The organism is Pseudomonas tolaasii NCPPB 2192 (assembly GCF_002813445.1).
GTDB classification, from domain to species: Bacteria; Pseudomonadota; Gammaproteobacteria; order Pseudomonadales; family Pseudomonadaceae; genus Aquipseudomonas; species Aquipseudomonas tolaasii.
This window is the reverse complement of record NZ_PHHD01000001.1, coordinates 6,412,339-6,428,098: the sequence shown is the minus strand read 5'-3', so window position 1 is coordinate 6,428,098 and position 15,760 is coordinate 6,412,339. Positions and strand designations below refer to the sequence as shown.

General features: G+C 57.5%; 12 protein-coding genes. 5 read left to right on the top strand and 7 right to left on the bottom strand.

Annotated elements, in window-relative coordinates; all coding sequences use genetic code 11:
* Positions 1–27 precede the first annotated feature (27 nt).
* The 4 genes from ATI14_RS29310 to ATI14_RS29295 form a co-directional block, all read right to left on the bottom strand.
* A complete protein-coding gene (locus ATI14_RS29310; RefSeq protein WP_016968887.1) occupies positions 28–453 on the bottom strand; it encodes an Imm50 family immunity protein in 426 nt (141 codons plus the stop codon).
* The gene (locus ATI14_RS29305; protein WP_100831528.1) at positions 450–5,087 is read right to left on the bottom strand and encodes an RHS repeat-associated core domain-containing protein; all 4,638 of its coding nucleotides are present in this window, start codon (positions 5,085–5,087) and stop codon (positions 450–452) included. Before ATI14_RS29305 ends, ATI14_RS29310 begins: the two co-directional genes overlap by 4 nt.
* A 213-nt stretch (positions 5,088–5,300) precedes the next feature.
* Positions 5,301–6,782, bottom strand: a complete 1,482-nt coding sequence (locus ATI14_RS29300) for a methyl-accepting chemotaxis protein (protein ID WP_080520653.1) — start codon at positions 6,780–6,782, stop codon at positions 5,301–5,303.
* Positions 6,783–6,878: 96 nt separating this feature from the next.
* Positions 6,879–7,685 carry a TatD family hydrolase gene (locus ATI14_RS29295; RefSeq protein ID WP_016972359.1) on the bottom strand — a complete coding sequence of 269 codons (807 nt, stop codon included), beginning with the start codon at positions 7,683–7,685 and terminating at the stop codon, positions 6,879–6,881.
* A 236-nt stretch (positions 7,686–7,921) separates the two neighbouring features.
* On the opposite strand from ATI14_RS29295, the gene ATI14_RS29290 reads away from it, so the two are divergent.
* The 3 genes from ATI14_RS29290 to ATI14_RS29280 all read left to right on the top strand — a co-directional run bounded on the left by ATI14_RS29290 (position 7,922) and on the right by ATI14_RS29280 (position 10,460).
* On the top strand, positions 7,922–9,343 hold the full coding sequence (locus tag ATI14_RS29290) for an MltF family protein (protein WP_016972358.1): 1,422 nt from the start codon (positions 7,922–7,924) through the stop codon (positions 9,341–9,343).
* A 103-nt stretch (positions 9,344–9,446) separates the two neighbouring features.
* Positions 9,447–9,881, top strand: coding sequence for a DoxX family protein (locus tag ATI14_RS29285; protein WP_016972357.1), 435 nt, complete (start codon positions 9,447–9,449; stop codon positions 9,879–9,881).
* Positions 9,882–10,151: 270 nt separating this feature from the next.
* Positions 10,152–10,460 (top strand): hypothetical protein, encoded by a 309-nt coding sequence (locus ATI14_RS29280; RefSeq protein WP_016972356.1) that lies wholly within the window; start codon positions 10,152–10,154, stop codon positions 10,458–10,460.
* A gap of 17 nt (positions 10,461–10,477) precedes the next feature.
* Here the strand turns inward: ATI14_RS29280 and ATI14_RS29275 are convergent, their stop codons facing one another.
* Genes ATI14_RS29275 through ATI14_RS29265 form a run of 3 tightly spaced genes read right to left on the bottom strand, consistent with a single transcriptional unit; the run spans position 10,478 to position 13,890 of the window.
* Positions 10,478–12,226: a Gldg family protein gene (locus tag ATI14_RS29275; RefSeq protein ID WP_016972355.1), complete on the bottom strand. Its 1,749-nt coding sequence runs from the start codon at positions 12,224–12,226 to the stop codon at positions 10,478–10,480.
* Between the two features lie 15 nt (positions 12,227–12,241).
* Entirely contained in the window at positions 12,242–12,967 is a 726-nt protein-coding gene (locus ATI14_RS29270; RefSeq protein WP_080520654.1) for an ABC transporter permease, read from the bottom strand.
* Positions 12,964–13,890 (bottom strand): ABC transporter ATP-binding protein, encoded by a 927-nt coding sequence (locus ATI14_RS29265; protein WP_016972354.1) that lies wholly within the window; start codon positions 13,888–13,890, stop codon positions 12,964–12,966. Before ATI14_RS29265 ends, ATI14_RS29270 begins: the two co-directional genes overlap by 4 nt.
* Before the next feature lie 238 nt (positions 13,891–14,128).
* Here ATI14_RS29265 and ATI14_RS29260 point away from each other — a divergent pair, with 238 nt between their 5' ends.
* Both ATI14_RS29260 and greB read left to right on the top strand, forming a co-directional pair.
* Positions 14,129–15,136 (top strand): hypothetical protein, encoded by a 1,008-nt coding sequence (locus ATI14_RS29260; RefSeq protein ID WP_016972353.1) that lies wholly within the window; start codon positions 14,129–14,131, stop codon positions 15,134–15,136.
* 121 nt (positions 15,137–15,257) lie between these two features.
* Positions 15,258–15,731, top strand: coding sequence for a transcription elongation factor GreB (gene greB / locus ATI14_RS29255; protein ID WP_016972352.1), 474 nt, complete (start codon positions 15,258–15,260; stop codon positions 15,729–15,731).
* Positions 15,732–15,760: the final 29 nt, after the last annotated feature.

The window sequence follows — 15,760 nt, the reverse complement described above, 5'->3', positions numbered from 1 at the left end:
CTATGTTGTGAGTAAGTCATGGCTTTTTTATAGACCGTCGTTTGGCCCGTTGTGTTCTTCAGCCACAGGGCAGTTCATATAAACTGAAGGTCCGGAAAGGGATAGCCATCTAGCTTTTAACTCAATAGTTGCATTTTTCGATTGAGCAGTGAAGCTGAACTGGTCAGCTTCTTGTTTTATTTCTAAGATGAAAATTTCTTTTTGGGGAAGATTTATAATTTTTAAGTCAGTGATGTCGGAACAGGTTAACCCAACTCTACATGTGTTATATCCTTTATCTCTCCATTTTTCTGGCAGGTGGTCAGGGAATTCTGGGATGTCAAAGCCGATGCCAAAATCATTTTGATCATTTTTTATATGTAGCGAATGTATGTAGGCACTGCCGATTTCAATTGGCTTGCTGAACAATTGGTTAAAAAATATAGTTCCATCGATATCGTTCCAGTATTTCATTTTTTCTCCTTAAATAAATAGTGGTCTTTTGTTCCTGGAATTTTTCCGGTTCGCGGTGTGTCAATAGGGCGCAGGTTAAAATGAGCCCCTTGGTCGCCTTGACCGTCTTTTGCTCCGAATTTATGTCCAGCTGAATGATCTTGGATTAGAACTATAGAACCGTCTGCTCTCGTATATTGGTATTGCCTCGTATTGATAGGCTTTCCGTAGCTATTTAGAGTTTTCCGGCCATTAATATCCGTCATTTTCACTATCTCATATTGTTTGCCTAGCCCGGAGTCAGAATCTATCAGTACATCAGGTTGTTGAGACATCGGTATATTGGCATCTCTTTTTGCTTCTCTAAATGCGCCTTTACGTGAGATTTGAGGTGCAGCAGGTTCTTTGTGCTTAGCGCAGGTTGGGCTTTTATTTCCAAGGCCGGGGCAATTAGCATTTAGCCCCAGTGGGTCTACCCACCTCGTAGGATTAGGCACGTACTGGTACGCATTGATCCCACCCGCCAGCTTCACCGGATCCGGTGTCAGGTAACGGCCCAGATCCGGATTGTAGTAGCGATGGCGATTGTAGTGCAGGCCGCTTTTGGGGTCGAAGTATTGGCCCTGGAAGCGTAGCGGGTTGTCGATTTTGCTTGCGTCCAACCGGCTGATTTTGCCGTAGGCCTTGTAGTGGGCGGACCAGACGATTTCACCGTTGGGGGCGGTGAGTTCCTGCGGGGTGCCGAGGTGGTCTAGCTGGTAATAGAAAGGCTGGGTGGCTTTTGGGCCGAAGCCGTCGAGCAGGGCCAGCGGGCGGAAGCTGTCGGGTTCGTAGATATAGCTGCGATGGCGATCGGCGTGGTGTTCGGCGATGAGTTTGTCGCCTTGCCAGAAAAACTCGGTGGTTTTGCCGTCGACGGTTTTGCTGATGCGTCGGCCGAACGGGTCGTAGCGATAGCTGGCGGTTTGGCCGTCTGGTCGGGTGATGCCGATCAGCCGGTGTTGGCAGTCGTAGCGGTATTCGGTGACGAGTTTGTGGTCTTTGCCACGCCGTTCGCGGATCAGATTGCCGAACGCGTCATAGTCGTAATGATGATCCCCCTGTATCGCCAGCCGATTGCCCGCCACGATGTCCGGGCCGGGGCGGTCCTGCATCAGCAGGTTGCCTGCCGGGTCGTGGCCGAAACGTTCCTGTCCGTCTTGTGTGTGATCGACGCGGGTCAGGCGGGCGAGGGGGTCGTATTGGTAACGACGTTCGCCCTTGCGGGTGTCGAGGATGCGGCTGAGGTTGCCGGTTTTGTCGTAGTGGTAGTGGCGCTCATAAACATCATGCCGTTGCTGGGTGACGGCGTGGGCGTGCAGGCGGTTTTGTTCGTCGTACCCGTAGTGGCTGATGAGTTGGCCTTGCTGGCGCTGGCGCTCGCGGCCTGCCTTGAACAGGTGGGAGGTGAGGGGCGCGCCGTTCAGGCCGACGGTGCTGAGGTCGCCGCCTTTTCCGTGGTGGAAGGTGAGCCGGTTGTTGTCCGGCAGGCGCAGGTTTTTCAGTTGGCCGCAGGCGTCGTAGCCATAGCGCAGGGTGCCCCAGCCCTGGTGTTCGGCGGTGAGGCGGTTTTGACTGTCGTACTCGTAGGCCAGCGCCCAGTGGCCGTCGTTGACACCGAGGAGGTTGCCTTGGCGGTCGTAGGTGTAATCGACGGTTTTGCCATCGGGGAGGGTTTTTCTGACAAGGCGGCCGGCGTGGTCTCGCGTGTAGCGGGTAACCAGCTGACTGCCATCGTCGCCGTGTTCGGTTTTTTCCTGCAGGTTGCCGTTGAGGTCGTAGACGTACGCGGTGCGTTGGCCATCAAAGCCGGTTTCCTGCTGGATCAGGCCGTTGGGGTGGTAATTCAGGCGATAGGTTTCGCCGACTTCGTTTTCAATCTCGGTCAGCAGCAACCGAGTGTTGTCGTAGCGATACTTGACCTGGGTGCCGTCGGAATTAATACGACGACTGATCAGGTGCAGGCCGTCGCCGTATTCGTAGCGGGTGACGTGCCCCAGCTCATCGCGTTCAGCGGTGATTTTTCCGTAGGGGTTGTAGCTGTATTCCCGCGTCGTGCCGCCCGGCAGAACCACACGAACCAACCGACCCACACTGTCCAGCTGGTACTGCGTCAGCGCGCCGTATTCATCCTCCCGCCCAACCTGCCGCCCCAAATCGTCATAGCGATACCGCCTGACCCCACCATTGGGCAGCTGTTCCTCAACCAACTGCCCACGCTCATTCCACACCAACCGATGACAGCTGTGGTCGGGGTACCAAACGCCGGTCAACTGCCCGTATTTGTTGTAGCTGTAGTCGGTAACGCTGCCATCAGGATCGATCTTGCGCGTGACATCGCCCTGATCATTACGCTCGTACTTCCACGCCGCCTCCCCACGCCGCACAACCCGTACGAAACCGTTGTCATGCTCGTAGGAAGTCGGCTCGTCGTCGCCGGGAAACAACGCCACCAAGCGCCCGGCGTCGTCGTATTGATACGCCGTCACCGCGCCCAGCGGGTCTTGCTCGACCGTCAGCCGGCCCTTGTCGTCGTAGGATTTGAAATGCTCGGCGCCATCCGGATCGATACGCTGCACCAGCCGCGCGCGGCTGTCATGCACGTAGACTTCCGTGCTGCCGTCGGCGTTGTGGACGGTGACCTGGCCGTCATCACCCCAGGCATAACGCGTGTCCATCTGCGAAAAACTGGCCCAATGCCGGACACATCGGGCCGCCTTGCCGGACCTTTCCCACGCCCAAAAGAAACTCGCCCCACCGGCCAGTTGGCGTTCAAGAATGACGTGCTGGTCGTCGTACCGGTAAACCTCGCTTTCGCCTGCAGCATTGGTCGCTGAGACCAGTCGTCCGGCGTCGTCATAGGCGTAGGAAACGACGGTTTGCTCTGTCCTCCAGACAAACTCGCCCGGCCCCTCGGCGCGCTGAATCTGATACTCCACTGCCACAATGCGGCCATGTTTATAGCGCAGAAACAGCGATCGCCCGATGCCGTTGTCCAGCCGCTCAACCCGGCCCGAATAGCCCCGTAAAACCTGCAGGCGGTTGTCATACGCATCGCTGATCGCCGTCAGCGCGCCGTCGCGAAAGTGATAAAACCGCGCGTCCTGGGCCAGCACCAGCTCATCGGGAGACGAGCCCAGATAAATCGCCGCCTCAGCCAGGCTGTTGGTGATAGCAGGGCGGGAAACCGTGGGCAGCGGAAACTCGGTGATGCGGTTTTCGTGATCCGTCCACACCACCGAATCACCGGCCACCACCAGCCGGTGCGCCAGCGAATGGCTCCAGCCAAACCCCAGGCCACAATCGATGTCCACGGCACTGGTGCGGTACAACCGCGTCCACTCAAACGGCAAGATGCCGTCCAGCGTGCCATCGGTCAGGGTCAGCAATTCCTCGCCGGTGACCATCGACACCGGGCAGCCGTGGGTGACGGTTTTATCGGCCGGCGCAGCGGCGTCGCCTGCGGGGTTTTTGCCCGAGGCAGGCACGTCGTCTACGTGTTCTTTTTGCTTCAGCACCGCGTTCTGGCGAGCCCGCCAGCGCATCTGCATCGTGCCCTGCTTCAACCCGCCGACCACACCGCGAACCGCCACCGCCTTGTAGCGATCCACCGCCTGCATGAACTTCGTCAGGATGCCGAGCAGGTTGCGGACAAACCCCACCGCGGCCTCCAGGATCCGCGCGCCAAGCTTGACCAGGCGCAAACCCAAATAGGCCACGCCCGCCGCCGGCAGCGCGAGGGTCAGCACCGCGCCAATCACCAGATCAATCAGCAGCGACACCACAAACCCGGCCCCGACCTCGGCCATCTCGCCGGGGGGCAGTGCGTCGAGCCAGAGCATCGCCGTGCGCACCATCAGGTACAGCGCGGCCTCATCACTGGCCAGCAACATGGCCTTTTCCATGACCTGGGGCGCGTCTGTGGCGATTTGCGCCAACTTGGCGGCCTGATCGCCGAGTTGCTCGCCAAACTTCAGCGGGTCTTCAAGAATTGCCTGCACCAGCCTGATGCTGTCCCATACCTCCTTGATCGCCGCCCAACTGCCCGCCAGAACGCCACTGCCGATCGCGCTGGCGGTGGATTGCTGCCAATAGGGTTTGAAGTCTTTCCATTGCTCGCGCAGCCACTGTTCCAGGTCCGCCGTCAGCCCGGCGTAGGAGGCAAACAGCGCGTCCACCTGTTGCTCGGAAACGCCGCCCTGCACCCGCACCTGGTAGCGTTTGCCCGCCGCGCAGTGGTGTGAGCCCTTGCCGTGCTCGTCCAGCATCACGAGGGTAGAACTGCCGTCGTCCAGGTCGATCACTTCCACCGGGATACTGCCGATTGGCACGTCATACACCGACTCGAACGTGCTCTCGATCTTCAACTCGCCACCCAGCGGGCACATGACCACGGTGCCCACAAAGTTCGGGTCAGTGGCACTCACCGACGTTTGTGAGTCGCCCACCCGCAACACCCGCTCAATTCCCAGCAGCGACGGCAGATCCGCGGCATGGCTGGCGGAATCCAGCGCACGCGAATACCAGGCGCCCAACTGCTGGCGATACACCGCCAGGCTCTGATGGAAGCCATTGAGTTCGTGTTCGATAAAGGTGATGTGGGGGGCATGGGTCATTCGCCGCGCCTCCAGAGGGGAGGAGCCGTGACCAAGACACTCATGAAAAAAACCATCTGCAATCCCTCGCACTGTGTGATCAGGCGAAGGACTTTGCAGAGGTTCGTAAGGAAAAGAAGTCGGCGCTATTCGCGCAAACGGGTAGGGCGTTTCGCTGAAAACTTCGGCAAATGGAAGGGCGTGTGTAGGTGCAGGATTACAGGTTGAAAAGCCTTACAGCTTCAGTTGCCCAATTGCCTTGCTCAACTCGCCAGCCAGGGTCGCCAGTTCATTGCTGGTAGTCGCCGAATCCACAGTCTGTTGCACGGTGTTTTCGGTCACATCGCGAATGCTCACCACCGCACGATTCATTTCTTCGGCCACGTGGCTTTGCTGTTCGGCGGCGACAGCGATCTGGGTGTTGCTCTCGCGCATCTGCGCCACGGCGCCGGTGATGTCGGCTAGGGCAGCACCAGCTTCCTGGGCCTGTTGCACACAGTCGTCGGCCTTGAATGAGCTTTCCTGCATGAAGTCCACCGCGTCGCGAGTGCCGGCTTGCAGCGCCGAGACCATCCGGGTGATTTCGTCGGTGGAGCTTTGCACGCGTTTGGCCAGATTGCGCACTTCGTCGGCGACCACGGCAAAACCACGACCCATTTCGCCGGCACGTGCGGCCTCGATGGCGGCGTTGAGGGCGAGCAGGTTGGTCTGTTCGGCGATGCTGTGGATCACACCCACGACGCCGTTGATTTTCTGGCTGTCTTCGGCAAGTTTCTGGATCATTTCGGCGGTTTGTTGCACGCCGGTGGACAGCCCGGCGATCGAGCGTTGCACGCGGCTTACTACTTCCTGGCCGCTGCCGGCGAGGGTGTCGGCGGTTTGGGACAGGTCGCGGGTGGCGCCGGCGTGCTGGGCGATGTGGTAGACGGTGGCGGTCATTTCATTGATGGCGGTGGCGGCCTGGTCGGTCTCGCTTTGTTGGCCGAGCATGCCGTGCTGCACTTCGTTCATGCTGCTGGCCAGGCGCGCCGCACCTTCATCCAGTTGGCGCGCGGTGCGTGCCACCGTGTTGACCACTCGCTGGTAGCCGGCCTGCATGGCGTTGAAGGCGCTGGCCATTTGACCGACTTCGTCCTTGCACGCCAGAGGCACACGCGCCGACAGGTCGCCGGTTTTTTCGACGTGCAGCATCACGTCCTTGAGCGTATTAAGCTGGCTGAGGAGGAAGCGGATCAGCAGCTGCGAGGCGCCGAGCATCGCCAACATCAAAATCAATACCGCCACCGCATAGTTGGCGAAGCGTTCGCCAAACACCTGGCTCAAGCTGCGCCCAAAGGCCAGCACGGCGACGTATTGCCCATCGGCGCGGGTGATGACCTCGGCACCGATCAGCGGGTTTTCGCCGAACAACGGCATGTGATTGAGCTCAACCCAGCCGTTGGCTGTGCTGAGGGCTGACAGATCCTGCTTATCAACCTGTGGGATCTGGCCGCGTTCAAATGTCAGCCAATGCTCGCCTTTGGGCAATGGCTTGTCGGCCGGCCAGGCATTGAGCAAACGCGCCTGCGCCTGTGCCGCGGCTTGGGCCGCATCGTTGCGTGCCTGTTGTTCGAGCTGCACGGCGTACAGCACCAGCAACAGTGTGGTGATGAAAGCGACCGCGTTGACGGCCCAGAATTTGTATTTCAGCGAGATATTGCTAAGCCAGGCACCCATGGAAGGTTTTCTCTGATAGCGGAAACAGCATTGGCAAGGTGCCATTATTGTGCCGCTACTCAGAAAGCCGGTTTTGACATGGGTCAATGCGCCGCATCAATCCACGGCAGGCAGCCCGAAAAATGCCCGGGCGCAGGCGGTGCTGTGTTCGGCCAGCTCTTGGGCCGTCTCGTTGCGATGCAGGGCGACTTCGCGCAGTACTTCCGGCAGATAGGCCGGTTCGTTGCGACCGTTTTTCGGCTTGGGGCGCAAGGTACGGGGCAACAGGTAGGGCGCATCGCTTTCCAGCATCAGACGACCACGGGGAATTTCCCTTACAAGCGGATGCAGGTGTGTCCCACGGCGCTCGTCGCAGATCCAGCCGGTGATGCCAATGTGCAAGTCGAGGTCGAGGTAGCTGAACAGCGCCTGTTGCTCACCGGTGAAGCAATGCACCACGGCGGCGGTCAGGTGGTCGCGATAGTCCTTGAGGATTTCCAGCAGGCGCTGATTGGCGTCGCGTTCGTGCAGAAATACCGGCAGCTTCAGCTCAACGGCCAGGGCCAGGTGCTCTTCGAGGACTTTTTCCTGTTGCGGGCGCGGTGAAAAGTCGCGGTTGAAATCCAGACCGCATTCACCCACGGCGCGCACGCGCGGTTCATTGAGCAAACCGCGCAGGCGCCGAGCGCTGTCGCCGTTCCAGTCGCTGGCGGAGTGGGGGTGGATGCCGGCGGTGCTGAACAGACGCTGGCCACTTTCGTCGAGTTTTTCGCACAGTTCCAGGGCCTGTTCACTGCCTCCCACACTGGTGCCGGTGAGCACCAACTGTTGCACGCCGGCGGCGTAGGCGCGGTCGAGAACGGCCTGATGCCTCTCGTCGAAACTGGGGTTGGTCAGGTTGACGCCGATATCAATGAGTTGCATGGTGCTATCTCCGCCTGCGGCCGGAAAGCATATCAGAGCTGTAGATTTATAAGAAAAACGAAGAACTACAACGAGTTATAGCTGTCTTTGAACGTCGCAAGCGACATTGTGGTTTGTTGAAAGCCTTCCACCCTGCCGCCATTGCACGCAAAGCCTGCGCATAAAGCGCTCTGTTTCTGACCCCCAGCGTCTCGTTTTTCACGATGGCACTGGCCAGTATTCTTTCCGGAGAGCGGATGATCCGACCCTCGGCGTTGCTTATGTTGTGCCTGACGCTGCTGCTGCCCACTGCGGCGGTTGCGCGTCTGGACGGGCCGCTGGAAGTGACCAAGCCCGGTAAAGTGCGCGACCTGGCGCAAATCCGTTCCAGCCGCACCCTGCGCGTGTTGGTCAACCAAAGCCGCAACAGTTCCGGTGAAGTCCAGGGCCAGGCCATCGGTGTCGAATACCATCGCCTGCGTGCCTTCGAGCAATACCTGAACGGCCACGCCCGTGACGGCGAAGAAATCAACCTCAAGATTATCCCCAAGGCCAAGGACCAGTTGCTTGGCGCGCTGGCCCGTGGCGAGGGCGACTTGGTGGCGCCCGGCGAATTGCTCGATGTAAAGGCCGCACACAAGATCAGCACCAGCGACCCGATCGCCAGCGATGTGCCGTTGTGGCTGGTGGGGGTGAAGGGGGAGCGGCGTTTTACCAAGTTGGAGCAGTTGTCCGGGCGCACACTGGCGCTGACCACCGGCAGCGCGGCGGCCGATGCAATCAGTCAGGTCAACCAACAACTGGCGCTGCATAAAAGGCCGCCGGTGAAGGTCGAGTGGGTCGACCCGACACTGGCTGTGGAAGATGTGCTGGAAATGGTTCAGGCCGGGATCTTTCACCTGACCATCGTCGAAAAACCGATTGCCGAGCGGTGGTCGAAAATCCTGCCCAAACTGCGTTTTGACCGGCAGGTGGCAATCAGCGAGCCCGGCGATGAGTACTGGTTTGTACGCCAGGATGCTTCGATGTTGCGCGCCAGTATTGACCGGTTTCTCAAGACCTATCACACACCCTCTGATCAGGATGTGGCCTTCCAGCGTATTTACCGACGCCTGTATCAGGTACGCAATCCATTGGCCCGTGCCGACCGCCAGCGTCTGGAAAAACTGCGCCCGGTCCTGCAAAAGCACGCACGCGAGCAGGGTATGGACTGGCTGAATCTTGCCGCGCTGGCCTACAAGGAGTCTGCGCTGGACCCCGGCGCACGCAACAGTGGGGGGCCAACCGGCCTGATGCAGATCACACCGTCGGCGGCGCAACGGGTGGGGGTCAACAATATCGAGAATCTCGACAGCAATGTGCAGGCCGGCGCACGCTATCTGGCGATGATCCGTCGCAAATTTTTCGCCAGCCCCAAATTGAACGAGCGCGAGCGCATGGCCTTTGTGCTGGCGGCTTACAACATGGGGCCGGAGCGGGTGCAGGGCATGCGTGCGGAGGCACGTCGCCGAGGGCTGAACCCCAACCAGTGGTTCTTCCAGGTCGAACGTATTGCCATGGAGCAAGTGGGCATGGCCGGCGTCAGCTATGTTAATAGCGTGAACAAGTATTACTTGGCATTTGATCGGGAGCGGGAGTCCCTGGAACCGGCAACGGCAAAAATCGCCTCACGAAAATAATCGAATTTATCGATATTTATTAGGCATTTTTTGTGCTTTTATCATTGTATAGTCTGATTAATATAGCGGCCAACCCACCCCTACTTTGAAAAGGATTATCACCATGAGCCCATTGATCAACCGCGTTCTGTCCACCCGTGCCGGCTACGGCCTGACCGTTTTGCGTATCTTCGTCGGCATCATCTTTGCCGCCCACGGTTCGCAAAAACTCTTTGGCTGGTTTGGCGGCGGCGGCCTGGCCGGCACCGCGCAGTGGATGGAAAGCATCGGCCTGGCGCCGGGTACCCTGATGGCAGTGCTGTCGGGCGGCACCGAGTTCTTCGCAGGTCTGGCATTGGTCATCGGTTTGCTGGCACGGCCTGCGGCGTTGGGTCTGGCTTTCCTGTCGCTGGTGGCCATTTTCTCGGTGCACATTCATAACGGTCTGTTCATGGCCAACAATGGTTATGAGTTTGCACTGGCCTTGCTCGGTGGCGCATTGGCGGTGCTGTTTGAAGGAGCTGGCAAACTGTCGGTTGACCGTGCCATCACGCACTGATCGCCACGTAAATTCCTCTTGCAACACCTGAAAAGGCCCGCCTCGTGCGGGCCTTTTCGTTGTTCCGAATTCTTGACACGGCCCCACCGGCTTCTCTAGGATGCTTGCCATGCGCCGATTTAAACAGCTAATTGCGGGGCGCCACCGGGACTCGAAGCAGCCCGACAGAGACATGCACTCACCCGATGCAGGTTTCGAAATTCCGCTAAAGCGCTGGTTCGGTGTTGCCTCTCACCTGCCCGCAGACTTTTGAGGCAGAGACACGACACGATGAATGCACTACGCCCCCTCATACGCCTGGCCCCGATTACTGCGGACCTGACTCAACGCAATCCGAAAATCCTTCTGGGCGGCAAACACCAGCCGACTTTGCTGCGCTACCTCGATGGCTGGCCGCGTCGCACCGGGCGGCCTTCGGCATTTCTGATCCAGTTTGTCGAAGACGGTGACTCATTGGCCCGCTTCGCCAACAACAGCTTTGACCTCGCGGTTATCCAGGCGCCCAGTGCGGGCGAAGCCGCTGAGGTGATTCGCCAACTGACACGCATTGCCCGGCAAGGATTGATTGCCCGTCGTTGATAGTTCGCCTGGGACGGTTAATGGAATGCAGCGGCGGCGAATCGGCGCCGGCGCCGACACTGGGTTAGAAACAGCACCCACGCACAGGCGCCTAACATCAGCGGCACTGGAATAATCATCAGCAGCTTTAGATAACGTTCTGTGCGATGGACGTGCGCGTAAGCCTCGACTTTGAGTGCATGCAGTTCCATGGGCAGTCGCAGGCGTTCTTTATTCAGCGTCTGCAGCTGGAGATTAGTGTCCACCGCATGCGTAATGACGCCCTTGTCCTGCGGGTTTAACCGTTGCCACTCCTGCTCTGTGTGTTCAAGCCGTCGTTCGCGTTCGCCCGCGGATTGCGCATAGGCTTGTTCGGCGGCTTCGCGCATTTGTTTCAGTGGCTGTGGTGTTTGATGCGTGATTGTCCGGGGGCGGATGGCGGCTAGCCCCTCGGGCGCCGTCAGATTATCCAGGGTGTTCAATACAAACTGCGCATTACTGTTGGGTGCTGAGTTGATGATCGTATCCGCGAGCAGATCAGTGTCGGCCACTACGACCACCTGAATGTGGGCGGCCTTCTGCAGGCCGGGCGGGTGGCCATTGACCCCGTCGGGAAACGCTGAGTAGGCCGGGCCTTCAACGCGTGCGGCTATCACCTGTGGTTGTGTCGGTGCGGATGTTTCCTCAGTGAGTGAGTCAAAACCGGTTGTTGAAGCCAAAAGTCCGACCTCCAACAATTGTGAATGCCCGGAGCTGCGCAGCAGGGGAGTCAGTGACGTACGGCCCTTTTTGACGCGCATGAGTGCGCCGCTGCTCGACACAATCACCGAGTCCAGCTTCCAAGTGCTGATATCGTCTGCTGCCATCGCCTGTCGAGGCACATTCAGCCTGGCGGGATGCAACACAGTGGCTTCCCCTTGGCTGAAAGTGGCTGATGAGGCGAAGAGGCTGTCGACCAGCAACTTGTCTGCGGGCATCTGTATACCCCAGGCTGTCAGTAGGCCCTCGACTCGTGAGTCTGCCGGGGCTGGGTTTGACGACATCTCGCTTATCGGGTCGATAAAAATCATCAGCTTGGCGCCCTTCAATACGTGCTGTTCGATCGCATACAGGGTTTGAATGGGCATCGCGCGCGGGTCCACCACCATGAGTGTTTCAATCGCGGTCGGTATTTCTTCGATGTTTGATGACAGTTCGATCACATTGAAGTGCTGATGCATCTGCTCCAATACGTCGCTTGCCGACTCATTGAGCGTCGGCCCGGATAACACACCCACCGTTGGCGGCTCAGGGTGCATCAATTTGTAAATCAGATGACTGATTTGATAGTCCAGCAGCGCTTCATCCTTGGGGTCGAATGCCTGGATACGTTGCGCGACCTGGCCCGCGCGGGTGCCGATAAGGCCGAGAAAGCCATGCTGGTCATCAAGGCCAAACACGCTGGCTTTATAGGCGTCTTCTGAGTAGGGAGCAGGATCAATTACATGAAGGTTGATCATGCCTTTTGCCGCTTTTTCATACTCCTTCAGCAGGTCCTCCACGCGCGTGCCATAGCGTTTCATCGCCCTGGTTTTCCGGGAGTCGGCGCGTGAGTTGAAGTAATACAAGTCCACCGGATGATCCAGTGTTGCAAGAGATTGACGCGCGGGGGCTGACAACGTGTGTACCTTTTGTTTGGAAAAATCCCACCGAATATCGGGAATAGTGTTTACCCAAACCAGATTGAATGCCAGGAACAACAAGAATATGACCACGAGTGTCATGCCCGCGAGCAGAGCGGAACGCATAGTTTGCTTTCCTTCTCAACCGGCTTTGCAGTTGAGTGTGACGGTCGTTGCAGAGAGGAACGCGATGATCATGCTGATGAAATATAAACTGTCACGAAGCGTCAGCTTTCCATGATCAATAGCGCCGAAGCGTGAAAGTGGGTCGAGTGCGATAAAACTGTCTATCAACCAGATAGGCGCCTGGTGTTCAAGTGCGTTTAGTATGTAAAACAGTCCGCCGGTGCTCATCAGTAAAATAAATGTCAGTACAAAGGCAACAACCCGTTGATGGGTAATGGCGCCCATAAAAAAACCAACGGATAGATAGCTTCCTGCCAGCAACCAACTGCCGAGCAGTTGCGAAGCAATGACGCCATTGTCTGCCGTACCCAAATAGTTGGCGGCAATGATGACCGGAAACATCAGGGATAAAGCAATTGCACACACACTCCAGGCAGCCAGAAACGTTCCGAGGACTCGCTCCGTGACAGTTATCGGCAACGTGTCCATAAAGTCTCGCCTGCCGGGCTTTTGCTCGTTCGACCGCACTTGCAGCGCCAAGGCGGGAGCCAGCAATAGATAGAGCCAGGGATGAAATTGAAAAAATGCCCCAAGATCACTACTGCTTTGTTCCTGCCATTGGCCCGTGTATAACCCGGACGCCGTGCTCAGCACCAGGAATATGGCGACACTCACATAGGTGTTTGGCGCGCTGGCATAGCGAATGAGTTGGTGCTTGAAGAGGGCGGGCAATTGCTTCAAAGGGACAGCTCCCGGCTCAGGTGGTGCACCACTTCGTTCACGCGACCCGGCTCCAGATTCAAAGTGGTTAAGTCCCAACCTCGGCTGGCGATCAGTGCGCTTATGGATGGGAAGATTGAGTGTCCAGGTGTAGCCAGTACTGTCACGGTGCCCGGCGCATGTTTGTTCTCTTCGATGCCTGCAACACCGGGTAATACCGCGAGCGCCAGTAAGTCCAGCGGCGTTTGTGCAGCCAGGGTCACGGCCTGGAAATGTCGGGAGTGGCGCTGCAGTTCAGACATGGGAGCGTCAGAGATCAAACGGCCATTGGCGATAACCAGTGCGCGTGTGCACAGGCCCGATAATTCATTGCACTGGCGGGAAGCAACGATGACGGTCATTTCGTCGGTCAGAGACTGAATCAGTGCTTTGAGCTTGATCCACTGATCCGGCTCCAGCCCATCGGCGGGGTCGTCCAGCAAAAGCACGGCAGGTGTATGCAAGATGGCTTGAGCAATGGCAACTCTGCGCTGCAGTCCCGTCGTAAGTACTTCGACGGGAGCATCCAATACCGGTTGCAACTCCAAGCGTGCAGTGACTTGATCCATCCGCCTGCGTTTATCGGCGCCACGGAGACCACGAATAGCGGCAACGAAGTCAAGGACGCCTTTGACGGACATGCCCTGATGCCCGAGCGCCTCTTTAAGTTGATAGCCGAGTTGCTGTTTTGCTTTAAGAGGGTGGCTTTGGATATCAATGCCTTGAACGTTGATAACACCGGACGAAGGTTTAACGGAGCCGGATATCAAATTGAGCAGCGTGGTTTTTCCCGCACCCTGTTCTCCGAGAAGACCTATACATTCCTGGCGTTGTGCTAAAAACGAAATATTGGAGATGAGTTCTCTCTTTCCCAACCGCTTGGTTAAATCGCTTATTTCGAGCATTTTTATACCAGGAATGTTTGGCAGGGTAGGTGAAGTAATAAACGCAGTGAGCGGTGGAGCTTTAAAAGGTTACGTTTAATGACTGCATTTTGGAACGCGGCGACGGTTGTATAAGAAAAGTCCTACGCCTAATCGGATTACTTGCTGAAACAATTGACCCGTCTCGAAGCGTGTAAAGGCCGGATGTTCATTCGGTGTTTTATGTAAGGTTCTTTTTTTGTCATGAGGCCTGATTGCAATGATGCTTCTACGTACCCTTGTTCTTGAACGCAGTGGTCAGGATGCGCCGGTCAACGGCGCGCTGCTCTGTGGTTTTGCAGTGGCCCAGTCCGCCTCCAATTTTCTTGTTTACAGCCTGGACGAAGAAACCGAGCCCGGTAACTCCAGGGTTTACATTGCGGCTTTGCGTAAAAAAAACGACCGTTATTTTTTAGGGGGGGTTGAGTCCAAGGAAGACCTGCAAGGTGCCATGCAGGTCTTCAAGCAAATTTTGACGATGGCCGCTGCGTCCGGCGCCAAGGCCGACACTGCCGCGGATATGTCGATCCCGTTTCATTTTATCGATCTGAAAGGCTGCAAACTGCCGCCCGCAAGGCCGGAGGATCATCACTCGATGATCATCAAGAAGGCCTTGGTGATGAAGGTGATCACGCTGGGTATGACGGCGCCGGCATCGCCTGCGATCGAAAGTGCATCGTTGATTGTGCCGTCCATTCGCTTTTCCTCACAGATGGCTGTTCCCGTCAGACCTGCAAACCCATCCCAACCTGTCGCGCAACCCCGGCAAGAGGCTGCCGATGTGCCGACGTTGAACCCGGCGGCGGTCGTTCATGAACTGCAAGAGGTCGGTACAAGTGAACCCCCGGCCGTGCCTGAGCAACGACATGAGCCTGAGCCGCAACAACTGCCCGCGCCAATCGAGAATGGCTCATTGCCGGAGGTTGATAGCACGCTTGCCAGCCTTGCCAAGGTGGCTCAAGAGCTGACACAGCAAAAGCGCGCGCTTGCCGAGCGAGAGCAAGCGCTTGAGCAATGGCAGAACCGGTTGCAACACAGTCAAAGCGAGTTTGATGAAAAGCTGCATGAACTGGAGCAGCGAGATGCACAACTGCAAGGCCAGAAACACGAGGCAGGGCTGAAGGCCGAAAAGCTCACCCGGGCGATGTCGCATTTGTCGGGCATACGTCAGCGTTTACAGGACGTACTTGCCGAACTGGATCAGACGCTGCAGGGGCAGGTTGAATAGATCTGTTCTGCGGTGTGGCGACTTTTCTGCGTTCATTTATCATCAACCCTCGGCGGCCGGAGCCTGCGCATGATGCTGCAGCGCTTCGGTACCAACGGACATTGCCTGGGGATACGAGCGTTTGAGTACCAAGCTGATTACAAAAGAAGGCCACGAAGCGCTGAAAAAAGAGCTGGATTACCTGTGGCGCGAGAAACGCCCGGATACCACGCGCAAAGTGACCTGGGCGGCCTCCTTGGGGGATCGCAGTGAAAACGCGGATTACCAGTACAACAAGAAACTGTTGCGTGAAATCGACCGCCGCGTGCGCTACCTGCGCAAGCGTCTGGAAGACATGCGCGTGGTGGAGTACATGCCCGAGCAGGAAGGCAAGGTGTTCTTCGGTGCCTGGGTCGATATCGAAAACGAGCAGGGCGAGACCAAGCGGTTTCGCATTGTCGGATATGACGAAATTTACGACCGGATGGATTACATCTCTATCGACTCACCCATGGCACGGGCTTTGTTGCGCAAGGAGGTCGATGATGAAGCGATCGTGCAGACCCCGGGCGGTGAGGTGTGCTGGTGGATCACCGGTATCGAATATGTGAAGTAGGTGGTGATGGCCCGCATTCTCGCAAGAGG